The following is a 24015-nucleotide window of genomic DNA, read 5'->3' as shown; positions in this document are numbered from 1 at the left end:
TCCATCCTGGAGGTGTCCTTTGTTCCATCCTGAAACATCCCTTCACTCGTCCTAAGCAGTCCCAGTGTTCTTCATCCTGAAGTGGTAGCATCCAGATACCGTCCTTCTCCGCCAGATCCTATCCGGCGATTAGAAGGATCGCTTAATCGACAAAGGGTGGCAAGGCACTGTAAGAATAATGATGCTGATACTTTTACATATAAAAAATGAACGTTTATAACAAAATGATTTTATTGAAGATAAATTTGACACAAAAACTTTACAGTTAAAGAATAGAAGTGATGTCTCACAGCCGGTGTGAGAGATCTCGCACACCGACTTGACCAGAATAAACAATAACCACTCGCTTATTCAGGTAATACTGGACGCAATGCATCAAGAAAATGTATGAGAGTCGATGCCAGCAGGGTGCGCTTACTACTACCAAATTGCTCTAACACCACATTACCTGTGACATTGCACAATGAAGCCATTGTCATCTCTGACTCGGTGGTTGCTAAAAACAGCGTTGGCGAGAGTTTCAGCCTTTTTTGCGTGACCAGATGACCAATTAGATTCTCCTGTAAACGGATAAAATCATCTTCGCTCCACACTTGTAGCAGCGTAAAACGGTGATCACCTAAATCAGCCATCATGTCGCCAGCATATTGGCAAGTGTAAAACGCATGAATATCCGGGTGAAGCTGAATCTCCAACGCCCGTTCAATATTAGCCAATGTGGCATCGGCAACCGCTGGCTGTGGCAACCAAAATACCTGGCTGTCCTGAGTTTCCACGATGCAAGGTGAAGGAACACCATAAAGTTCTTCACTGGCGGGCAGATGCCCGGTCTGCTGCTGCCATAGATTGATATAACGTTGGGTAAAGCTATTCAGTGCCGTTGAAACATTCTGGTCCATTCTCGATTCTCAGTATCGCGGCGGCTTGCGCTGCATTTCTGAGTGTTACCCCCACTCAGAAATGCAGTTAAACGCGGCATAAATTGATAAACTAAAGCTATTGTACCTTTCTCTCATCATGGGAACAGCATGTCTTCATATCAAGACCATAAGGCTCTGGCGGAACTGACGCTGGGCAAACCAACCGCTTATCGCGATCACTATGACGTCACCTTGTTGCAAGCTGTGCCACGCAGCATGAACCGTGAACCTCTCGGTTTATATCCAGATAACCTGCCCTTTCATGGTGCAGATATCTGGACGCTCTATGAATTGTCTTGGCTAAACAGTAATGGCCTGCCACAAGTTGCCGTGGGTGAAATCAGCCTGAATGCGGATAGTACTAATCTGATTGAATCCAAAAGCTTTAAACTCTATCTCAACAGTTTTAACCAAACCGTGTTTGCTGATTGGGAAAGTGTTCGCGCCACATTGCAACGCGATTTGGCGGCCTGCGCTCAAGGTGATGTCAGTGTCACGCTATATCAACTCAATGAAATAACACATCAATCCATTGCCGATTTCTCGGGCGAATGTCTCGACCAACAGGATATTCGTATCAATAGCTATGAATTTAGCGCCGATTATCTGCAAGGGGCTACCACGGCCAACAGAGTAGAAGAGAGCCTGGTTAGCCATCTGCTCAAATCCAACTGCCTGATTACCCACCAGCCAGATTGGGGATCAGTACAAATCAGCTACAGTGGCCCACAGATTAACCGAGAGGCACTGCTACGCTATCTGGTCTCTTTCCGGCACCATAATGAATTTCACGAACAGTGTGTAGAGCGTATTTTCAACGACATAATGCGTTTTTGTCAGCCTGAAACACTGTCGGTCTATGCTCGTTATACCCGCCGTGGCGGACTGGATATCAACCCTTGGCGCTCCAATACTGATTTTGTTCCATCAACTGGCCGTATGGCCCGGCAATAAATATATGCGTACATGTACGCAACATTTAAGCACAACGCACGTTAGTATTGGCAAAAACCGAGGGACAACGTTAAGGTTAATTACCGTATCTTCACGCTATTTTTCAGTAGAGAAATCAGGGATAGATACTTAAAGATCTCTATGATATTCCACGGCAAAATAGAAAGCAGCATTCTGATATACCCAAAGTAATTGGTGTTGCTGGTAGGCAGCCAACACCCAGCAACGTTAAGTACGAAGGGTATACACGGACACTACCACCCTCCGGGGTGTAAAGGAGTAACTTTGATTACACATGTCAGCCCACTCGGCTCAATGGATCTGTTATCACAGCTCGAAGTGGATATGCTCAAACGTACAGCCAGCAGTGATCTGTACCGTTTATTCCGTAACTGCTCCTTGGCAGTTCTCAATTCAGGCAGCCTAACCGATAACAGCAAAGAGCTTTTATCGCGTTATGAAACTTTTGATATCAATGTATTGCGCCGTGAACGAGGTGTAAAACTCGAACTGGTAAATCCACCAGAACATGCTTTTGTTGATGGCAAAATTATTCGTTCATTACAGGCAAATCTGTTTGCGGTGTTACGCGATATTTTGTTTGTGAATGGTCAAATTGTTAGCGCTGGGCGTTTTCAACATCTCGATATGGAAAGCTCCAGCCATTTGACCAATCTGGTCTTTTCTATTTTACGTAATGCCCGAGCCCTCCATCTTGATGAAGACCCCAATATGATTGTGTGCTGGGGCGGCCATTCAATCAATGAAACTGAATACTTGTATGCCCGTAAAGTGGGGAGCCAACTGGGTTTACGAGAGTTAAATATTTGCACTGGCTGTGGGCCAGGAGCGATGGAAGCACCGATGAAGGGTGCCGCCGTTGGCCATGCCCAACAACGTTACAGAAATGGCCGTTTTATTGGTATGACTGAGCCTTCCATCATTGCAGCAGAGCCACCTAATCCGCTGGTCAATGAATTGATTATCATGCCGGATATTGAGAAACGGCTTGAAGCGTTCGTCCGCATCGCGCATGGCATCATTATTTTCCCAGGTGGCGTAGGGACAGCGGAAGAATTGCTCTATCTGCTAGGCATATTAATGGATCCAGAGAACAGTGAGCAGGTACTGCCACTTATCTTAACCGGGCCAAAAGAGAGCGCGGATTATTTCCGAGTGGTGGATGAGTTCATCATGAACACTCTGGGTGATGGCGCGCGCAAATACTACAAGATAATTATCGATGACCCGGCTGAAGTCGCCCGTCAAATGAAGAAAGCGATGCCACTGGTGAAAGAAAACCGCCGTAATACGGGGGATGCTTATAGCTTCAACTGGTCTATCCGTATCAAGCCAGATTTACAGCATCCGTTTGAACCGAGTCATGAAAATATGGCGAATCTCAATCTGTCTCATAACCAGCCCCCTGAAGAACTGGCTGCGGCACTACGCCGTGCATTCTCAGGCATCGTTGCGGGTAACGTAAAAGAAGTGGGAATTCATGCCATCGAAGCCTATGGGCCTTATAAATTGCATGGCGATCCACAATTGATGAAACAAATGGATAGCTTACTGCAAGGATTTATTGCACAGCATCGAATGAAACTGCCTGGCACTGCTTATACCCCTTGCTACGAAATTTGCAGCTAAGCCTTAAATAGTAATACCTCACCGGGCAGCGCCAGCACTTAGTCGTGTGGCTGCCCGACATTAATCTGGCTTAATGACTATATAAGACAGGCTATGCAAATCCATCTTCTTATCGTTGATGCACTTAATCTGATTCGTCGCATCCATGCAGTACAAGGTTCACCTTGCATTAATGCCTGCCAGCATGCGTTGCAACAGCTTATTTCACATAGTTTACCCACCCACGCTGTCGCCGTGTTTGATGAGGATGATCGTTCCGATAGTTGGCGTCATCAATGCTTGCCTGATTACAAAGCTGGCCGCTCACCGATGCCGGACAACCTGCAACAAGAAATGCCGCAGATCCGTGAGGCGTTTAGTTCACTCGGGGTCGCTTGCTGGCATTCTCCTGGCAATGAAGCCGATGATCTGGCGGCAACTTTGGCGACCAAAATTGGTAGAGCTGGCCATCAAGTGACGATCGTTTCCACCGACAAAGGTTACTGCCAACTGTTAGCGCCAAATGTACAGATTCGCGATTACTTCCAAAAACGCTGGCTGGATATGCCATTTGTAAAACAAGAGTTTGGTGTATTGCCACACCAACTGCCTGACTATTGGGGGCTTGCGGGCATCAGCAGCAGCAAAATTCCAGGCGTCGCGGGGATAGGTGCCAAAACTGCCGCACTGCTATTGCAGCATGCCAGCAACCTTGAAGTGCTTTATCAAGATCTGGAATCAGTGCCGGAGAAATGGCGGAAGAAATTGCAGCAACACCAAGATATGGCATTTATCTGTAAGCAAATCGCTACACTGAAAACCGATTTGACATTAAGCGGTAATTTGCAACAACTTAGGTTACCTTAAAATTAAGGGGCCAAATGGCCCCTTGCGGATAACACGATACTCATATTCCAGTAATTGGAGCCACCGCTAAACCACTGCGGCTGCAAGTACCAAATATATATGACTATTGACGCTCATCCCGACGCCCCGGAACACCGGACCAAATACGACGCACATGCACCGTCACTTCTTCACGGTCATGATAGAGCTGTTTAGCTTGAATATGGGCATTGATACCGTTTTCTTTCAACTGTTCATCCATCATTTCCATATTTTCCAAAACGATTTCAAAACGTTTTTTCATCGGTAATTTCAAGTTGAAAATTGCCTCACGACACCAACCGTTTACCAACCACTTGATGATAAGTTGCGTCACTTTAGCCGGCTTTTCTACCATATCGCATACTAACCAATAGATATTGCTACGCGTTGGCTCATATTTAAAACCATCGACGCGATGATGGGTTACCTGTCCGGTATCCATCAGGCTTTGTGCCATCGCACCATTATCAATAGCCTGAACCATCATGCTGCGCTGCACTAATTGGTAGGTCCAACCACCGGGGCAAGCACCTAGATCAACTGCATGCATACCACTGGCCAAACGCTCCTCCCATTCATCCGCAGGGATAAACACATGAAAAGCTTCTTCCAGTTTTAAGGTTGAACGGCTTGGTGCGTCAGATGGGAACTTAAGACGGGGGATACCCATATAGAACGGCGAGTTATTATTGCTGTAAGAGTAGCCAACATAACAGCAGCCAGACGCGATAAAGAACACGTGTACCACTGGCCGATGAGGATTTTCACGGGCAGAAAGAATTTTTTGTTCCCGCATTGCGCTGCGTAAAGGTACCGTTAACTTACGGCAAAACTTAAGCAACTCTTTGCTTTCATTGGTATCAGGAACTTCAACACGTAACTCACCGGCTTTTTCAATAACACCGACTAACATCCCCACAATCGGTGAAACACGGTCTTCCGGCGGCAAATCTTTTAATAACTCACCCACCACCATCATCTGGCGGGCAAAAATCAACTCACGAAAAGGCACTTCACGAATCAAGCGATCGGCATCTTCCAACTGATAGCACTCAAACAGCACATAACCGCTGTTTTCTTTTACTCGAGCGAAACCAAAGATTTCAAGCTGTGCCGCTTTCGCGGTAATTTCTGCCGCACACTCTTTCTCAAAGCCAGAGCGGCAATATAAAGCAATTTTATTATTCATGGCGTTCTGCCCTTTTTCTTAGACGCAGCGCGCCAATCAACATCAAAATCCATCCCGCCAGAAAACATACGCCGCCGATTGGCGTGATATATACCCACAGTTTCAGGTGCGATAGAGCCAGGCAATATAAACTGCCGCTAAAGAGTAGCGTTCCGAGCGCTAACAAGGCACCACTCCAGTAAAACCAAATACTTACTTGCCGTTGCATCGCAACAGCTAACGCCAGAATCGCCAGCGTATGGAACCCTTGGTACTCCAGCCCAGAACGAACCCAGGCCATCTCATTCGGCCCCAGTGAGGCGCTCAATACATGAGCACTAAAGGCACCAAAAGCGACATAGAAAAAACCGCTCAGTGCGGCAAATATCAGCATTAAACGACCATTCATCGTCATTAACCTTAAATTAGATAGAGTTATACCCTTCGTACTCGACATTGCAGAAGTGCTAGCTGCGATTCCAATGACGTGGGTATATCGTTATATCGCCCGACAATAGCCCATTTTATCGTAGCGGGTTACCATCGTGAATGGGTTGTCATTACTACGCAGAATAGGGTGATTAATCAGTTCTCATAGCGAAAGCGTAACTTTTCTTGCTCGCTGGCAGCTCTTGCCAATATCCACTGACGAAAGGCGGCTATTTTACCTAGTTCTGCCTGACTGTCATGACAAACCAGATAAAAAGCATTTTTACTCACCAAAACATCATTAAACGGGCACACCAAGCGCCCTGCTTCAATCTCTGCCTGAGCCATGACGTTATTCACTAACGCAATACCTTGGCCGTGAACGGCAGCCTGAACCACCATCGCACTATGGCTGAATATCGGACCTTGTTGCACATTAATTTGAGGAACACCCAGTTGACGGGTATAGGCCATCCAATCCCGGCGGGAAGTATCATGCAACAACGTATGATTAGCCAGATCTGCCGGTACTTTTAATCCATGCTCACCCGTTAATAAAGTAGGCGCACAAACAGGAAGTAAGAATTCTGCATACAAACGCTCAGTACGCAAACCAGTCCAATTACCCCGGCCATAGAAAATAGCCACATCAACGTCATCAGCAAGTTTGTCCTCCTCCCGATCTACCGCCTGAATCCTGACATCGATCCCCGGATAAGCCGCATTAAATCCAGATAGACGAGGGACCAGCCATTGAATAGCAAAGCTAGGAGGGAGGCTTACAGTGAGCGCGCCTTTCGCGCTACGCGCCTGCAATTTACGAGTTGCTTCATTGATGGAGGTAAAAATCTCTTTAATATCGAGGTAGTAGCTTTGCCCCTCCTCAGTCAGTAACAGCGAGCGGTTACGACGGCGGAACAGTTTTAGCCCGAGAAAATCCTCCAGGGACTTTATCTGGTGACTAACAGCCGCTTGCGTGACAAATAATTCATCAGCAGCTTTAGTAAAACTCAAGTGGCGTGCGGCCGCATCGAAAACCCGCAAGGCGTTCAGGGGTGGTAATCGTTTTGACATGAATTGGATACTTTTTTATAACGGCTCATCCTTAGATGAAACCCTTTGTTTACTTATTAGTTTTTATAATCCGAGACATTATAAATTGTCCGTTGATGATGCGCCAGCAAATACCTATAGTGGCGGCACTTCCCAAGCCGGAACGAAAAGTAGGTTTAGTATCCAGGTACTGAAATGCTTTTGGCTTTGTGGTTGTGATGTTGTGTTTGCAAATGGTCTGGTAGTCCAGACATAGTAGCTAAGCTACTGTTTTTTTTCACTTCCTGTACATTTACCCTGTCTGTCCATAGTGATTTTATGCAGCACCGCTATTTTAGCGGTGCTTTTTTTTACCCTATTTTCAGCGCTTAAATTTAAACGCGACTTTGCATTGCACATAGTCAGAGCTTAAATTTAAGTTGTTGCAGAGGGTTTGATTGCCGTATTAGGCATCTTTTGAACGGTGACTTCGCGTTAAACTACTTACCCTCAGCCATTTCTTTTACTTCTGAACGGTTAATTTGCTGCTCGGTGCCGTTGGCATCGGTGTAGCTTATCATCCCAGTTTCATCATCTACTTTAGGTTTACCATCAGCAACGATAGTGCGACCATCATTGGTATGCATAACATAGTTGCTTGAACAGGCTGCTAAGGTAAAAGTGAGCATAAGTGCAGAAATTACGGCAGCTGTCTTTTTCATGGGTGACTCCTTGCAGATTAAAATGCTAAAAAACTCATTTTCATTACCAGACAAATGGTTATGTCCGTTACTATTTAGCATAACTCACTTATGACATATTTCCAGTGAACCGAGCCATTAGCGGGCAAATTATGAACAAAATGAGTCAAAATGAGACAGTTCCGAAGTAACCCAAAGGATGAGAACAACAGTATGAAAGCTTTTAATCCCACGGATTTTCGTCAGGAATTCCCGGCTATTAGTGATGAGATAACCTATCTGGACAGTGCGGCAACTGCGCTGAAACCCCGCGCCATGATTGAGGCGACACAACAGTTTTATCAGCAGGACTCCGCAACAGTACATCGCAGCCAACATCAATCAGCATTGTCATTGACGGTTCGTTTTGAGGAAACCCGCCAACAAGTGGCCGACTTTATCAATGCACCCGCAGCAGAAAATATCATTTGGACCAAAGGCACTACCGAAGCCATTAATTTAGTAGCACAAAGCTATGCCCGCCCTCGTCTGCAAACGGGTGATGAAATTATTGTCAGTGAAGCTGAACATCATGCCAACTTAATCCCCTGGCTTATGGTTGCAGAGCAGACAGGGGCCAGAATGGTTAAATTACCCATCGGCCTTGATCATCTCCCCGATTTACAGCAATTACCGCAATTGCTTAATGATAAAACACGCATATTGGCGCTGGGCCAGATGTCTAACGTCACGGGTGGTAGCCCCGAGTTAGCTCAGGCAATCGAACTTGCCCATCAATATAACTGTGTAGTGATGGTAGATGGGGCGCAAGGTGTTGTGCATAACCCGGCAGACGTTCAAGTGCTAGATATTGATTTTTACGCTTTCTCAGCCCACAAGCTTTATGGGCCGACCGGCATAGGCGTGCTGTACGGCAAGTCTGAATTACTCGACGAGATGCCAGCCTGGCACGGTGGCGGTAAAATGCTCACTCATGCTTCCTTCGGTGGATTTACGTCCCATGAGGTGCCATACCGTTTTGAGGCTGGTACGCCAAATATTGCTGGCGTCATTGGTTTCTCTGCCGTTCTTAGTTGGCTCGAACATATTGATCTGACAGAAGCAGAAACCTATAGCCAAGATTTAGCCACATTGGCAGAGAATAAACTGGCTAAATTACCGGGTTTTCGCAGCTTCCGTTGCCAGCAATCCAGTTTATTGGCGTTTACTTTCGATGGTGTGCACCATAGCGATTTAGTAACGTTATTGGCCGAACAGGGCATCGCACTGCGCGCCGGGCAACATTGCGCACAACCACTCATGGCAGCATTAGGGGTGAGTGGCAGCCTGCGTGCCTCATTCGCACCGTACAATACCGCGAACGATGTTGATATATTGTGTAACGCGATAGCTAAGGCTCTGGAACTATTGCAAGATTAAGAACTAACAGATAATAATTTCGCCCAATAACCACCGGTCTAATTGAGAAGATGATGATTGCCCCACACCCTTTTGGTCACGATATTACTGCTGCTAAACTGCTGGAGACATTCAGCGTTCATAAACAGTGGGAAGATCGTTATCGTCAGTTGATTTTGCTGGCAAAACAGCTTCCGTCATTGCCGGAGCCACTAAAACAGAATGAACTGGAGCTAACTGGATGTGAAAATCGAGTGTGGCTGGGGCATCAACGCCTGCCGGATGGTAGCTTACATTTTTATGGTGATAGCGAAGGCCGCATTGTTCGTGGATTACTGGCGGTTATTTTAACTGCGGTGGAGGGGAAAACCCCACAGCAGGTATTAGCAGAAGACCCATTGGCGCTGTTTGAGCAGTTAGGGCTACGCCAGCAGCTAAGCACCTCGCGCGCCAGCGGTTTACTGGCGCTGGCACAAGGTGTAAAGGCTATCGCCGCCCAATATATAGAGTAGGGGTTATTTCATCTGACGGGCTGCTTTCGCCATCATTTTTTTCAATGCATGGGACACAGCAACAAAACCAAAGGTCGCAGTAACCATGGTTACCGAGCCAAAACCTGAAGTACAGTCCATTTTTTTAGGTCCTTCCGCTGTACTGCGCGAAGCACAAACTGATCCATCAGCCTGGGGATAAACCAGTGGTTCGCTGGAAAAAACACAATCGATCCCCAGTTTACCTTTGCTGTTTTTCACCACATTAAAGTCACTTTTCAACCTTTCACGTAGCTTAGCCGCCAGCGGATCCTGAATGGTTTTTGCCAGATCTACTACCTCAATACGTGTTGGATCGAACTGCCCACCTGCACCACCGGTGGTGACTACTGGGATTTTATAGCGGCGACAATAAGAGAGTAGTGCCGCCTTAGGCCGTACACTATCAATTGCATCAATGACATAGCTAAAATTGTTATTTAAAAGCTCCGCGACATTATCCGCAGTAATAAAATCATCAATACACGTCACGCGGCATTCAGGATTGATAGCCAGAATACGTTCCGCCATCATTTCGGTTTTAGCTTGGCCGACATTGTGCCGTAAGGCATGGATCTGACGATTAGTATTGGTTACGCAAACATCATCCATATCAATCAACGTAATCGCGCCGATACCAGTGCGCGCCAGCGCTTCCGCTGCCCAAGAGCCGACACCGCCAATACCAATGACACAGATATGCGCCTGCGAAAACAGTTCCAGCGCCTGCTGACCATATAGACGCGCTATGCCACCAAACCGCTGTTGGTAAGCTTCGGAAAAGGCTGTGTTCATCAATGTGTTACCTTAATTGCTTCGAAATGACGTTAATAATATCGATGATATGAAGACAAAAGCGGCCAATTGGCCGCCTGATAAAGAGTGAAACCGACCGTATACCGGCAATTGCAGGTAATAAGGAAACTTACTGACCCTGATTATTTACCAGTAATGATGAACCATTACCCGCTGGCGCGACTGTTTTGCCACCTTGATAAGCGGTAAATAGCGGTCCGCTGCTTTGGGCATTTTTCAGTACCCAAACCCGACCATAATGATTGTAGTACCCAGCAGCCTGCCCAGCTTCATGGCCAATCCCCTGATAGATATCAAAGTGCTGACCTTTAATCGCACCACCAACATCCAATGCCACCATCAGGCGCATCTGATATTGACCCGTGAATTTGCCCTGATTATCCAGCAAAGGCACTTCAGCTAGTAATGTGGTGCCTGGCGGAATCAAGGAACGATCAGATGCAACTGACGCTTTGGCAATCAATGGAACCGCACTGGCCCCTTTCACCGGCGCGTACATTTCTGGTTTAAAGAACACAAAGGACGGATTCTGCTCTAAAAGCTCTCTGACCTCAGCTTCACTATGGGTTTCAGCCCAGTGGCGGATGGCTTGCATCGACATATCTGCTTTAGCGACTTCGCCACGATCAATCAGCACTTTGCCAATACTACGGTAAGCATGGCCATTTTTACCTGCATAACCGAAGAAGGTCAGTGGTCGCCCATCGCCATAATCAACATAGCCGCTGCCCTGCACTTCCATCATAAAGTTATCCACCAGCGAATTGGTGTATGCGATAACTAAACTGCGGTTATCCAATGCACCTGCATAGATAGCAGCGCGATCGGGTAAACGGCGCTTTCCTTTAGCAGGCATCCGATAAAGTGGGTGGCGGAATTCACCTTGTGGCGTATAACGGGCCTGAAGCACCGGAGTGTAGTAGCCAGTAAACTGTACGTTACCGAAATTATCGACCCCCTCCATCTGATAGGCATTCAAACCAAATAAACTTAGCTTGCTGGTATCGGCCCCTGCCAACATCCAGTTTTCGACCGCATTGAATGTATTACTATTGCGGTTATAGAGACCCGGTGAAGATTGGTTAATCACTTTCACCTGATCAGAATAATCTTTTGCGTTAACTGGCTTACCTGTTGCATTTGGTTCATTCACCAGTTCCAGTGATTGCTCCAGACGCCCATCCTTATATTGCTGCCCACGATCGGTTGGCCGCGATTGGCACCCCGCCAGAACAGCAATCATTATTCCACTTAGTAGGTATTTGCCCCAACGACTTGTCATTTCACGCCTTCTTTTACTCATTTTATCTACTGGCGAACGATAACAAACGCCTATAGATAAAGGAATCGGCAGGTGGAAAAAAATCCTCCTGACCCCGTTATGGGGAAAAAGGAAACAGATAGTTGATAAATTAATCGAAAAAACCTATTTACCCTAATTAAGTGGCAAAAATACTTGCAACAGATCTCATCCAGAGTATAGTGCGCTCAATCGGACGCGGGGTGGAGCAGCCTGGTAGCTCGTCGGGCTCATAACCCGAAGGTCGTCGGTTCAAATCCGGCCCCCGCAACCAACCGATACTGGCTACCAGCAGTATCAAATGTCGTTCGATAGTCTTGAAAGTTAAGACGAATTAGGTAGAATAGTAGTGAGAAGCAAATAAAGTGTAGTGACGGACGCGGGGTGGAGCAGCCTGGTAGCTCGTCGGGCTCATAACCCGAAGGTCGTCGGTTCAAATCCGGCCCCCGCAACCAATTACACGACTAAGTAGTAAGATAGAAAATAGTATTAAGACGGACGCGGGGTGGAGCAGCCTGGTAGCTCGTCGGGCTCATAACCCGAAGGTCGTCGGTTCAAATCCGGCCCCCGCAACCAATTCTTAATCATTTTCATATCAACATCAGACACCCTCAAGGGTGTTTTTTTGTTTCTGGCTTTATACCCGTCATATTTCAAACCGCATGTGTGTTGGTTGCTTTCGTTCACCCGAATAATTGACTAACGTCAACTCAGCGGGATTATCTCAGTTGCCGCCTTCCTGCAACTCGAATTATTTAGGGTATATATCTCAATCAATAACAATGCCCTACGCGTTAAAGTCGGGCCATCGCCCCACCATTAGCAAAATAGGCTTTGATGCCAGCAAAAATAGATTCTGCGACTTGTTGCTGAAAACGGCTGGTACGTAGTTTGCGCTCTTCTTCCAGATTACTGATAAATGCTGTTTCAACCAAAATTGAAGGAATATCAGGTGCTTTCAATACAGCAAACCCCGCCTGATCGACACGGTTCTTATGCAGCGTATTAATCTTCCCCATGCGATTCAGCACTTCTTTACCAAACTTCAGGCTGTCATTAATCGTCGCCGTTTGCAGTAAATCAATCATGGTATGGTCCAGATAGCGATCACCACTTTTGCTAACCCCCCCAATCTGGTCGGCCTCATTCTGTGTCTGGGCCAGGAAACGCGCGGCGGTACTGGTTGCGCCCTTGGTTGATAGCGCAAAAACGGAGGAACCTCTGGCCGCCTGACTGGTAAATGCATCCGCATGAATTGAAATGAATAAATCTGCTCGCAGTTTGCGCGCCTTCGCTACCCGCACTTTCAACGGGATAAAAACATCTTCATTACGGGTCATAAACACCCGCATATTGGCTTCTTTTTGAATTAACGCCCGTAACCGACGGGCAATTTGTAGCACGATGTCTTTTTCACGGGTTTTATTTCTACCAATAGCACCGGGATCTTCTCCGCCGTGACCAGGATCCAGCATGATAACTATCGGTCTATCGCGCCCTGCTTTGCCTGCTTTTGGTGTCTCTGCGGGTAAGCTACGCTCCACGTCGCCTTTATTATAATCTTCCAATAATGCCAACAATGGATCGTCCTCAGCAGAGTTGTTGCCCTGAGCGGGATATAAATCCACCACTAAACGATTTCGAAATTCAGCAAAAGGTTTTAGAGTAAATAGCTGGGGGCTGATGCTCTGCTTCAACTCCAAAACCAAACGGACGGTATTTTTATCAAACTGCCCTACTCGGGCTTGCTTCAGATAAGGGTCACCGGACTGAACCTGATTAGTTATCTGTTTCAGGACGCTATTTAAATGTACCCCTTCAATATCAACCACAATACGATCAGGATTGGTAAGAGCGAACTGACGATACTTCAGCGGAGTATTGGATTCCAGCGTGACTCGGGTATAGGTTGAAGAGGGCCAAACCCGGACTGCAATAATATGTGAGGAAGCAGCAAATCCAACTCGACTAACACTCAGCATCCAGGCGCTCGCAGCACCTTGCAACAGACGACGACGCCCAGGATTATGATTTGAATCTGCCATGTAACTCCAAAGTAACTACCAAAATATGAATAAAAAGCGCACAAAAAAATTTATGTGCAAAAACTTTAACGAATCAATCCCACGCTGTCATTAGAAAAACATTTTTATGTTATTCAATTTATTAATACAGATACGCCATACATATGCATTTGATAGTAATTTGGTGCTTGCCATCTTGGTCAAAAAAGAATAAAAATACAAAAATACCGAATAAAAATTCAAAGAGGGTCTGCCGTGAAGGAACGTAGTACTGAACTGGTCCAGGGATTTCGCCACTCAGTTCCCTATATCAACGCGCACCGTGGCAAGACATTCGTTGTCATGTTGGGTGGCGAGGCGATTGAGCATGAAAACTTCGCGAATATCGTCAATGATATCGGTTTGTTGCATAGCCTTGGGATCAGGTTGGTCGTGGTATACGGTGCGCGCCCACAGATCGACAGCAATTTGGCACAGCATCATTACGAACCTATTTATCACAAGCATACCAGGGTAACAGATGCCCGAACTCTGGAAATGGTGAAACAAGCAGCCGGCCTATTGCAGTTGGATATCACTGCAAGACTATCAATGAGTCTCAATAATACCCCGCTACAAGGCGCGCATATTAATGTAGTCAGTGGCAACTTCATTATTGCTCAGCCGCTGGGGGTGGATGATGGTGTGGATTATTGTCATAGCGGGCGTATTCGTCGTATCGATGAAGAGGCAATTCACCGTCAATTAGATAATGGCGCAATCGTGTTACTAGGCCCGGTTGCTGTATCGGTGACCGGCGAGAGCTTTAATCTCACATCAGAAGAAGTTGCCACCCAGTTAGCTATCAAACTGAAAGCAGAAAAGATGATCGGTTTCTGTTCATCCCAAGGGGTGACTGACAGTGAAGGTGACATTATTTCAGAGCTGTTCCCAAATGATGCTCAAAAACGGATTGAAGATCTGGAACAAGAGGGTGATTACAACTCCGGTACGGTACGCTTCCTACGTGGTGCAGTGAAAGCTTGCCGTAGCGGTGTGCGCCGGAGCCATTTACTGAGTTATCAGGAGGATGGAGCGCTAGTCCAAGAGCTATTCTCCCGCGATGGTATCGGTACACAGATTGTTATGGAGAGTGCTGAACAAGTGCGCCGCGCTACCATCAATGATATTGGTGGCATACTTGAATTGATTCGCCCGCTGGAACAACAAGGCATTCTGGTGCGTCGTTCGCGGGAACAGCTTGAAATGGAAATCGACAAATTCACGATTATTGAACGGGATAATTTGACGATTGCCTGTGCAGCGCTCTATCCGTTCCCTGAAGAACAAATAGGTGAGATGGCCTGCGTGGCAGTACATCCTGACTATCGCAGCTCTTCTCGGGGAGAAATGCTATTAAAGCGCGTTGCTAATCAAGCGCGACAGATGGGGCTTAAAAAATTGTTTGTACTCACCACCCGCAGTATTCACTGGTTCCAAGAACGCGGTTTTACACCTGCCGAAGTAGAGGTTTTACCGATTCAGAAGCAGGAACTGTATAACTATCAGCGGCGCTCAAAGATTCTGTTGGCTGATTTGTAGCCGTATTGATTATAAATATTGCGACCAAATGCTTTATCAGGGTTTTATTTAATTTATTCCCAACATAATTAGCGTTATAGGGAGGCCGCAAGCAGCGGCCCCCCTTGCCAGACCAAGGAATGGTCCGTGTAACGTGTTCCTTGTGTCTTCAAGCAGCAGCGTATAACTCACGTCAATGCATTCAAACGATCCACTAACCCACTCAGACGAAGAGTCGGTGTGCGTATCGCATTGCCCAATATCGTATCGCTACAATACAGAGTTAAACGCTGGCGGGCGCGAGTGATCGCGGTATAAACCAATTCGCGCGTTAATACCGGCATAAAAGTATTCGGTAATACCAGGGCGGTATGTTCAAACTCTGATCCTTGCGACTTATGAACTGTCATGGCATAAGCCGTTTCATGGCTGGGAAGACGGCTGGGTTGCACCGATTTTATGTTGCCATCCGGCAACTGGAAATGCACCCGTAGCTCTCCTTCATCGTCATATAACGCGATACCAATATCGCCATTAAAGAGACCTAACGCACTGTCATTAAGCCCAATCATCACCGGCCGACCGGCATACCAACGCCCAGATGGGCCAGGTGCGCGCTCAATTAACCTCTTGCGATGCAACAACTGCTCAATCCGTTCATTCAAGCCACTGACACCAAATGGCCCACTTCGCAATGCACACAACAATTGATAACGACCAAATGCCGCCAGCACATCCACAGCATGCGCACCTGTAGCTGCCAATTGGAGGTAATGCTGATAGCCCGCAACGCAATCCTCCAGCAACCGTTGGTAGTCATCTGAATCCGTCAGAGAAAAATGTTCAACATCTGAATAGGCCCCCTTTAATACTGATAATGCATCCCGATACTTGCCTGCATTAACCGCTAAAGCGAGCTGCCCGATACCCGATTTCTCATCAAACCGATAGCTCTTACGCAATAAACACAGGCTATCACGCACATTGACCGTATCCGTAGAGACTGCTCCAATCGGTATATTTCCGGCCAATGTGCATCCTGTCAGCCGTGCTAACTGTTCTGCACGAGCCTTGCTATAACCCAACTCAGCAAAGCGACAAATATCCCCTAATACCGCCCCGGCCTCAACCGAAGCTAACTGATCTCGGTCCCCGAGGAAAATGACTTGAGCTTTAGCGGGCAAAGCGGCAATTAGCCGCGCCATCATGGGTAAATCCACCATAGACGCTTCATCTACCACCAGCACATCAAGATTTAGTGGATTACCTCGGTGATAACGCAAACGTTGACTATTTGGTTGAGCACCTAATAAACGGTGCAGAGTGGATGCTTGATCTGGGAATAACTTGCGCTCGGCGTCTGTAAGTGTAAGTTGGCCGATGGCATTCCCCAATGACTCAGTCAGCCGCGCAGCGGCTTTACCCGTTGGGGCAGCAAGCTGGATACGTAAACGCTGCCCTTGGCTAAGCTGTATCAGCGCAGTTAATAGCTTGGCTACTGTGGTGGTTTTCCCCGTTCCCGGCCCACCAGAAATCACCGAGATACGGCGAGTAGCGGCTACTGCGGCGGCCACCTTTTGCCAGTCAATCTCCGTGTCTGATCGACCAAATAGGCGGTCCAGTGTCTCTGTTAATAGGCTTTCGTTAATCCCCCTGGCCTCATTAACGAATAAAGCGGTATTGTCACTGGCAATAAACCGCACCACATCACCCTCGTACTGCCACATCCGTTGGAGATACAAACGTTCATTTTGCAACACCAACGGCGTTGGTAATGAGCCATCACTGACCGCTGGAGAATTATTTAATCCTTGTATCCAACGCGACAGCTCTGGAGCACCAGCAGCCAGCCATAATGCTTGAGATAACCCAGCCTGCCGCCCACCAAACAGTTGTTCTGGTTGCAGATAACTTAATGGCAGGCACACATGCCCGGCTCCCGCCTCGGCGCTGAGAATAGCCGCCGCCAATTGCAGCATAGGCTCATCATCCCCTGCAATCATGCGAGAAAATTGAACATCCAGAGGGCGTAGTAAGTGGTCACGAACCGCTTGGTCCAGTAGAACCATCATCTTGATGAATCCTCATCTGCCTGAGCTGTACCACTTTCATGACCTGAAAGTAGAACGACCTCATTGCCACTGAATAAACAATCCATTCCTTCAATCAGCTCCTGTTCAGGGCGACAACTAAAGATACCATTACCCGGATGTTGTTTATCGACACCACGCAAGAAGAGATAAATGACACCCCCGAAGTCCCGTTGATAGTCATAATCGCCCAAGCGATGACGTAAATAACGGTGTAAAGCCAAGGTATAAAGCTGATATTGCAGATCATAACGATGCTCAGCCATCGCTTGGGCCATCAATTGTACGGTATAAGCACTACTGTCTTCTCCCAGCCAGTTAGATTTGTAATCTAATAAGTAATACTTACCCTGCCAGCAGAAAACCAAGTCAATAAAGCCCTTAAGCATCCCTCTGACTTGCTGAAAATCTAACACCGGACACTGACGTGAGAGCGGGTCATAATGCTTGATTAAGGCATCTAATTGATTAGCGCGTAACAAAGTATCGATAGGCAAATAAAACTGTAGTTCCGCCTGCTTACTCTCCGGCGTCAATCCCGCCAGAGTTACGCCCGCATCGTTAAGGGGGACTTGCATAATGTCACTTAGCCATTGATACAACATTGGCGACCATTGTTCACCAAAGCCCTGTTGCTGTAGTTGCTGCGCCAGCCAGCCTGGCTCAATAGGTTGGCTAAAATCTAATGGCTCAAGTAAATCATGCAGGAAAGTCCCCGGTGCCGCCCCCCGCGGGAAGGTATGGGGCGTTAAATCAGCTGCGGTGATGAGTGCCTGCTCACCGACGGCATCACTATCTAGCCGTGGCAATAGCTCCTGTAAAGGGAGATTCAGAACCTGCGATTTGGCACCATGCTGCTGTAGGCCGGAATAACTGGTAACCCGCCAAAAGTCGTGCATTTGTCGGTTAAACTGGCGCGCGGCGAGTTCTGGCAAAACTTCAGGCCGTGGCTGCCAAGCTGTAGCGTCAGGACGTTCCGCCAGTGAGACCGAAATATCACCGCCCGAAAATGTGGTTAGCTCCGCCAACTTATCCGCCAGATATTGCGCGTCGCCAGCTTGTCCATGTTGAACCAAATAGCCTAAAGCGCTAAGGTGCATGTCGCTTTCGCCCTGTTTTTTCCGCCCGCCTTTAATCAGCGGCGCAATACCGATACTGCAATGATAAACCGCGCGGGTCAGCGCAACGTAGAGTAACCGTAAGTCTTCTGCCAACCGCTCTTCTTCCGCCAAAGCCTGGCTCTCTTCATCAGCATTCAGATCAAGCAGAGCCTCAAAGCTATGACGATCGTGATATAGCACGTCCTGCTGCTGACGGAAATTGCCGACAAAAGGGAGCCAAACCAACGGATACTCCAACCCTTTTGATTTATGAATTGTAATCACCTGAACCAAATGGCGATCACTTTCCAAACGCAATTGTTGATTATCTGACTGATGATTTGGTTGTGCTATTTGTTGTGCCAGCCAACGGATTAGTGCGTGCTCACTATCAAGCTGTGATGCGGCCTCTTGTAATAACTCTCCCAAATGCAGTAAGTCTGTCAGCCGACGCTCCCCACCAGGGGTCGCCAACAAGTTTTCAGCTAAATGACGCTGTGCCATTATTTCTCGCAGCATAGGAAGCACACCACGGCGCTGCCAATGTTGGCGATAGCCATCGAATTCATCGACCAGAGAATCCCAAGCCCGTTCATCGTGATTCAATGCATCCAGCATCTGTGCATCCAACCCTAGCATCCCGGTAGCCATCGCACTGCGTAAGGCTCTTTCCTGCTCAGGGGCCAATGCAGCTTGCAATAACCACAATAGATCTTTGGCTTCTGCAGTATCAAAAACACTGTCGCGATTGGATAAGTAAACCGATGGAATAGCTAAGGCACTCAGTGCATCTCGAACCAGCGCAGCCTCTGCCCGGCTACGAACCAAAATAGTAATATCAGATGCCTGAACCGGCCTTGAGCCTGTCGTTGTCACTAATTGCGCCAGCCCATTCTGCCCATCCACCAGCCAGTCACGGATTTGACTGGCGCACTGCCTGGCCATCAATTGCTGGTATTCACTAACCCCAACCCCTTCACCCGGTTGCAGCCAAAAAGAGATGGCTGGCTGTTTTTTCCCTTTAATTTCAAAAGATAGACAGCTATTTTTTTCAGCCGCCGCCACCTTGATAAAAGGGATTTGTTCAAACAGAAAAGGAACCTCAACCGAACTAAAAAGCCTGTTTACTGATTGAACCATCGGGAAAGAGGAACGCCAATTGGTCTCTAACGTGTAGTGGGCACTTACTTCTGAACGAGCACGAATATAGGTAAAGATATCTGCGCCACGGAAAGCATAAATAGCCTGTTTAGGGTCGCCAATCAGTAATAAACCACACTCACCTTGGTTACCATAAAGCGTGTGGAAAATACGGTATTGCTGAGGATCGGTATCCTGAAACTCATCAATCATTGCAACTGGATAACGGGTACGAATAGATTGAGCTAACAACTCACCACCTGGCTGCTGTAATGCCACATCCAATTTACTGAGCAAGTCATCAAAACCCAATTCTGCCCGCTGCCGTTTCTCCTGCTGGACGGAAGTTCGTATCTCGCTAATTGCGCGGGCTAAAATCAAATCTCTTAGTGTCAAAGGTTGTTCGAAGATGCGGTCTATCGCACTGAACACCGAGTGTTGGGGGATCGCACCTTTTTTGGTTTTCTCAGATAATATCGATTGGCGAAACTTTTCTAGCTCTTTAGGTAACTGATAATCACCGGTTTCCTGCTCTGCCCATATAGCGACCTTTTCTAGCCAGTTAGGTAAATATCGGCTGCTATAGCTGCGCTTATCAACGCCAGATGCACTAATTAAAGCTTCCAACTCATGAGCCACCGCACGCCATTGCGCTTTGACAGCATCAATTTGCACAACTATTTGCTGATGCCGGCTGAGTATCGTTTCATCATCACCTGGTGCTTGCCGAAATTTTGGTGTTTCACCTTGTAAATAAGCAGCAAGGTCTTTGAGCAATGCCTCCGGCCCGCTCCATTCCTGGCTGACTGCGCGTGCAACAGCCAACGGAAGCGGATAGCAATGACGCCGCCAAAAATCGGCACAGGCCTGTCTGCGTAAGGGCTGTTCATCCTGAACCAATGTTTGTTCAAACAAGATGCCAGATTCAAAAGCATTGTTCGTCAGCATTCTCTGACAAAAACCGTGAATAGTATAAATTGCGGCTTCATCCATCTGACGCTCAGCAGTAAGTAACTGTGCTGCGGCCTCGCCCAGATCACTAATTTCAGTTAATAAAGCCTTATGCATTAGGTCATCACTGACTCCCCGTACGCAAGCAATACGCAACCCATGGATATTGTCGCGAATTCGCCCCCTCAACTCTTCAGTTGCCGCCTCAGTAAAGGTCACCACCAGGATTTCCTCTACTGTCAGGGGACGACTGAATGCTGCCTCCCCTCCCAAACCAAGCAGCAATCGCAGATAAAGAACCCCAATGGTAAAGGTCTTACCAGTACCGGCAGAGGCTTCAATCAGCCTCTCACCGTATAAGGGGAGCGTCAGCGGCTCCAGCCGCTGGGGAGTCATTGATGTCATGGAGCTAATACCTTCTGCGGCAGGGTAGCCTGCAAGGCAGATGTTGTCGGATAGGTCGTCCATCCTTTAAGCACCGCATATCCGCCAGCCGTTTGCCCCTGACCTTTAACTTGAGAAAGCAGTGCCAGACCTTGCGGTTTAATAACCGCTTGCTGGAAGAAATCAGCTAATACAGTGCTATTAAGTTGCTTCACCTGAGCAATCATTTTTTCGCGACTATCAAACGCAAAATTATTACGATTGAAATCATTACTGTAACGACTAGCCTCTTCATCCAGAGTTTGTGGTCGTTGCAGTAATTGGTTAATTAGCCCTTGTTTATATTGTTCAAAATCAGCAGGTTTCATTTCACGCAGGCGCTTTTCTGCCTGTGGATAGAAGGCAAGATAGCGTTGATAAAGGTAATCAGGTTGCTTGCTGTTACTTTGCAGCAAGAACCCCAAGCCCCACTGTCGGCCAACCGACATCGGGAAGGCAAATACTGCATAGCCGAGTTGCTCTTCGGTTCGTAATTGATCATAGAACCACGGTTGAACAATTTGCCCCAGCAAAGCACTACGCGCCATACCATCAATTTCCGTATAACCGGTTGGAACATAGACTGCCGCCAGCGCAGCATCAGAACTGCTGCCAAGCCGCTCCATATTGGCCAGTTGTGCCTTATCAACAACAACATCCTCGCCGGTCCACCAAGTAGTTCCCGTCAAAGCCAATTGTTTTTTCAACGATTCCGCCAGAGTGGTAACTTGCTGGGTAGTCATATTACCCACTGCCAATACTTCCAGCGCAGATTGCTTCAGCAAGCTATCACGATAAGTCAGCACATCTTGCACGCTGATAGTATCAAGCAATTTGCGCCGTTCGCTGCGTTCAGAATAAGGAACATGAGACAGCAATTTCGCTGGCTGAATCGCCAGTTCATAAGCTTTGCCTTTCTCAGCCACGTCCAACTGCTCGCGATACCAAGATTTAGCCTGCACTAATTGATCTTCTGTTGGCGTAAAGCTGGAATAACCTTCAACCAGCGTGGTTAGCAATTGTGGCATCCGCTGTGTGAAGCCATTAGCACTGACATATAAACCGTTGTTAGGGGCGGTTGAGAAGCTGATTCCGCCGATCGAAGCCTGATAGCTCAGTTCATCCAGTGAAAGGCCGGCCAGATAATCAGTCAGGGCGAATAGTACCTGATGGCGGGCGGTATCCAACGCATGAGGATTGCGGAAAGCCAGCGCGATATCGGCTTTCGGTTCATCAGCAAAATACTGACTTGGCATGTAAAACACCCGTAACCCCGGTTGTTCCGCAACATTCTGTGGCCGGGTGATATTTTTATCTGCTTTGATCAGCGTAAAGTCATCTGGGATATAGGGGTTAAGTGCCGGTAGGCTCAGAGTGATATTCTCCCCAAGTTGTTGCCAGTCTTTCATCTCTTGTGGGCTAATTTTATTGACCTGATAAGGGGCATCAACAAAATAGGCCACTTTATTGTGAGGCTCTTCAGGGCTGACAAACCAGATCCGCGCATTCTCTGGCGTCATTTCAGCCAACCGGGCAGCAATGGCCTTGGGATCATAATGATCCGCCAGATAGGGCGCATCAAGCACATGTGCGACAGGTACTCGCAACATCATATCCACCAGCCACTCGATGTAATCCATATCTCGCGTGATTGAGGGATAACGGAAATCCAGATTTAAAACATGGGCTATCTCATCGAAATAGCTCTGTTTAATGCCGTCTTTTTGCAACATTTTGATGTAATCAAAGATAGCGGCCACCACGACGTCACGTTTGGCCAAACCTTTATCCGTAAGTGATACCGAAATAGAGAACACCCCACCATTACGGTCTACCATTGGGTCGGCACCGGCATTAATAGCATCTGCCAGCCCCTGTTTTTGTAGCCAGTCGGACAACGTATCTTTACTGCGATTACCAATCAAATAGCTAACATAGGTATCTGTTTTTCTGCGAAATTCTTCGCTATTGTTCTCAATGCGAAAGTCTATTTTTAACTGTTTACGCGGTTGGGCTGGAACATAATGAATAATAATACCGGTTTGGTCCGGTGTTACAGCAGGTACCGTAATTGGAGGGACTTTTGCCTCCCGATTCGGAATCTGGCCAAAGGTATCAGCCGCTAATTGTGCCAACTGCTCCAGAGACTGATTGCTATACAGCACCCCCACCATCAAATTGGCAGAATAGTAACGATGATAAAAACTCAGCAGCTCATCATGTAATTTGCCATCAGGCTTGTCTTTCAGCGTATCAAGATTACCCCCCGAAAAACGCGCACTAGGGTGTGCTGGATTAAGCGTTTCAGCATTAACCTGCGCCATGCGCATCCCATCGCGCGAGCGGGCCATCGTCAATTCAGCATTGACCGCATTACGTTCACGATCAGCATTGATAGGGTCTAACAAAGGCTGTGCAATAGCATCGGCTAAACGCTCAACTGCCGGAGCTAATGCATCATTTTCAATTTCAAAATAAAAAGCGGTTCGATAAGAAGCCGTACTCGCATTATGGCTACCGCCATGCTTTTTCAGAAACTCGGCAAAACTGCCTGGTTCAGGAAAACGCGTAGAACCCATCAATAACATGTGTTCCAGATAATGAGCTAAACCCAACTGGTTATTGGGATCTTCCAATGATCCGACAGGCAACGCCAGTGCTGCCAAGGATTTAGGTGCTTGCGCATCAGAAACTAGCAATACCGTCATACCATTAGGCAACTTTATTGCCTGGTATTTACGCAGGTCATGTTCACTTTTGTGAATGGCTTCTGCCAGAGGTTGCCACGCAGGCGCAGCAGCCCAACTGAGAGGTGCCAGCAAACCTAATAAGAAAAATATACCCATGATGCGAGCAAACTGTTTATGCATTCCGTTTCTCCCCTAACCCCTTAAAAATTACCGCTTAAAGCCGCAGCCAACTTTCTGGTATTGATATGTATGAAAGCCTGGTTTGGCCATCA

At 47.3% G+C, this 24015-nt stretch carries 17 protein-coding genes and 3 tRNA genes; 9 read left to right on the top strand and 11 right to left on the bottom strand.

The window, feature by feature from the left end; all coding sequences use genetic code 11:
- Window positions 1-347 precede the first annotated feature (347 nt).
- Window positions 348-899, bottom strand: a complete 552-nt coding sequence (syd, locus tag V1953_RS04240) for a SecY-interacting protein (protein WP_083162908.1) — start codon at window positions 897-899, stop codon at window positions 348-350.
- Between the two features lie 129 nt (window positions 900-1028).
- On the opposite strand from syd, the gene queF reads away from it, so the two are divergent.
- From queF to xni, 3 genes are all read left to right on the top strand, one after another.
- A complete protein-coding gene (gene queF, locus V1953_RS04235) occupies window positions 1029-1874 on the top strand; it encodes an NADPH-dependent 7-cyano-7-deazaguanine reductase QueF (protein WP_442850692.1) in 846 nt (281 codons plus the stop codon).
- A 285-nt stretch (window positions 1875-2159) separates the two neighbouring features.
- The gene (gene ppnN / locus V1953_RS04230) at window positions 2160-3524 is read left to right on the top strand and encodes a nucleotide 5'-monophosphate nucleosidase PpnN (protein ID WP_083162904.1); all 1365 of its coding nucleotides are present in this window, start codon (window positions 2160-2162) and stop codon (window positions 3522-3524) included.
- A gap of 93 nt (window positions 3525-3617) precedes the next feature.
- Complete coding sequence (gene xni, locus V1953_RS04225; RefSeq protein WP_442850691.1) at window positions 3618-4370, top strand: flap endonuclease Xni; 753 nt, start codon at window positions 3618-3620, stop codon at window positions 4368-4370.
- Window positions 4371-4473: 103 nt separating this feature from the next.
- On the opposite strand, the gene rlmM is transcribed toward xni, so the two are convergent.
- From rlmM to V1953_RS04205, 4 genes are all read right to left on the bottom strand, one after another.
- Window positions 4474-5580 (bottom strand): 23S rRNA (cytidine(2498)-2'-O)-methyltransferase RlmM, encoded by a 1107-nt coding sequence (gene rlmM, locus V1953_RS04220; RefSeq protein WP_083162900.1) that lies wholly within the window; start codon window positions 5578-5580, stop codon window positions 4474-4476.
- Entirely contained in the window at window positions 5573-5968 is a 396-nt protein-coding gene (locus V1953_RS04215; RefSeq protein ID WP_442850690.1) for a DUF423 domain-containing protein, read from the bottom strand. Before V1953_RS04215 ends, rlmM begins: the two co-directional genes overlap by 8 nt.
- 176 nt (window positions 5969-6144) lie before the next feature.
- Window positions 6145-7062: a transcriptional regulator GcvA gene (locus tag V1953_RS04210; RefSeq protein ID WP_083162896.1), complete on the bottom strand. Its 918-nt coding sequence runs from the start codon at window positions 7060-7062 to the stop codon at window positions 6145-6147.
- 458 nt (window positions 7063-7520) lie between these two features.
- Window positions 7521-7742: a YgdI/YgdR family lipoprotein gene (locus tag V1953_RS04205; RefSeq protein WP_005166349.1), complete on the bottom strand. Its 222-nt coding sequence runs from the start codon at window positions 7740-7742 to the stop codon at window positions 7521-7523.
- Window positions 7743-7934: 192 nt separating this feature from the next.
- Here V1953_RS04205 and csdA point away from each other — a divergent pair, with 192 nt between their 5' ends.
- Together csdA and csdE are read left to right on the top strand one after the other, a co-directional pair.
- Entirely contained in the window at window positions 7935-9140 is a 1206-nt protein-coding gene (csdA, locus tag V1953_RS04200) for a cysteine desulfurase CsdA (RefSeq protein WP_193784868.1), read from the top strand.
- A 50-nt stretch (window positions 9141-9190) separates the two neighbouring features.
- Complete coding sequence (csdE, locus tag V1953_RS04195) at window positions 9191-9631, top strand: cysteine desulfurase sulfur acceptor subunit CsdE (protein ID WP_083162892.1); 441 nt, start codon at window positions 9191-9193, stop codon at window positions 9629-9631.
- Window positions 9632-9634: 3 nt separating this feature from the next.
- On the opposite strand, the gene tcdA is transcribed toward csdE, so the two are convergent.
- Window positions 9635-10444, bottom strand: coding sequence for a tRNA cyclic N6-threonylcarbamoyladenosine(37) synthase TcdA (tcdA, locus tag V1953_RS04190; RefSeq protein WP_442850689.1), 810 nt, complete (start codon window positions 10442-10444; stop codon window positions 9635-9637).
- A gap of 130 nt (window positions 10445-10574) precedes the next feature.
- The gene (gene mltA / locus V1953_RS04185; RefSeq protein ID WP_083162888.1) at window positions 10575-11747 is read right to left on the bottom strand and encodes a murein transglycosylase A; all 1173 of its coding nucleotides are present in this window, start codon (window positions 11745-11747) and stop codon (window positions 10575-10577) included.
- A 215-nt stretch (window positions 11748-11962) separates the two neighbouring features.
- Here mltA and V1953_RS04180 point away from each other — a divergent pair.
- The 3 genes from V1953_RS04180 to V1953_RS04170 all read left to right on the top strand — a co-directional run bounded on the left by V1953_RS04180 (window position 11963) and on the right by V1953_RS04170 (window position 12341).
- A tRNA-Met gene (locus V1953_RS04180) sits at window positions 11963-12039 on the top strand.
- Window positions 12040-12143: 104 nt separating this feature from the next.
- Window positions 12144-12220: transfer RNA gene (locus V1953_RS04175), tRNA-Met, on the top strand.
- A 44-nt stretch (window positions 12221-12264) separates the two neighbouring features.
- Window positions 12265-12341 (top strand) — tRNA-Met (locus V1953_RS04170).
- Window positions 12342-12559: 218 nt separating this feature from the next.
- Here V1953_RS04170 and amiC read toward each other — a convergent pair.
- A complete protein-coding gene (gene amiC / locus V1953_RS04165) occupies window positions 12560-13810 on the bottom strand; it encodes an N-acetylmuramoyl-L-alanine amidase AmiC (RefSeq protein ID WP_102970539.1) in 1251 nt (416 codons plus the stop codon).
- A 234-nt stretch (window positions 13811-14044) separates the two neighbouring features.
- Between amiC and argA the strand changes: the two genes are divergently transcribed.
- Window positions 14045-15370: an amino-acid N-acetyltransferase gene (argA, locus tag V1953_RS04160; RefSeq protein WP_083162886.1), complete on the top strand. Its 1326-nt coding sequence runs from the start codon at window positions 14045-14047 to the stop codon at window positions 15368-15370.
- Window positions 15371-15537: 167 nt separating this feature from the next.
- Here argA and recD read toward each other — a convergent pair whose 3' ends face one another.
- Genes recD through ptrA form a run of 3 tightly spaced genes read right to left on the bottom strand, consistent with a single transcriptional unit; the run spans window position 15538 to window position 23923 of the window.
- Window positions 15538-17418: an exodeoxyribonuclease V subunit alpha gene (gene recD, locus V1953_RS04155; RefSeq protein WP_442851298.1), complete on the bottom strand. Its 1881-nt coding sequence runs from the start codon at window positions 17416-17418 to the stop codon at window positions 15538-15540.
- Window positions 17418-21035 (bottom strand): exodeoxyribonuclease V subunit beta, encoded by a 3618-nt coding sequence (gene recB, locus V1953_RS04150; protein ID WP_442851297.1) that lies wholly within the window; start codon window positions 21033-21035, stop codon window positions 17418-17420. Before recB ends, recD begins: the two co-directional genes overlap by 1 nt.
- The gene (gene ptrA, locus V1953_RS04145) at window positions 21032-23923 is read right to left on the bottom strand and encodes a pitrilysin (RefSeq protein ID WP_083162880.1); all 2892 of its coding nucleotides are present in this window, start codon (window positions 23921-23923) and stop codon (window positions 21032-21034) included. The genes recB and ptrA overlap by 4 nt, the downstream gene beginning before the upstream one ends.
- Between the last annotated feature and the right edge of the window lie 92 nt (window positions 23924-24015).

This window comes from Yersinia sp. 2541 StPb PI, from assembly GCF_052217145.1.
GTDB lineage: Bacteria > Pseudomonadota > Gammaproteobacteria > Enterobacterales > Enterobacteriaceae > Yersinia > Yersinia enterocolitica_E.
This window is presented reverse-complemented; position numbering and strand designations above follow the sequence as displayed.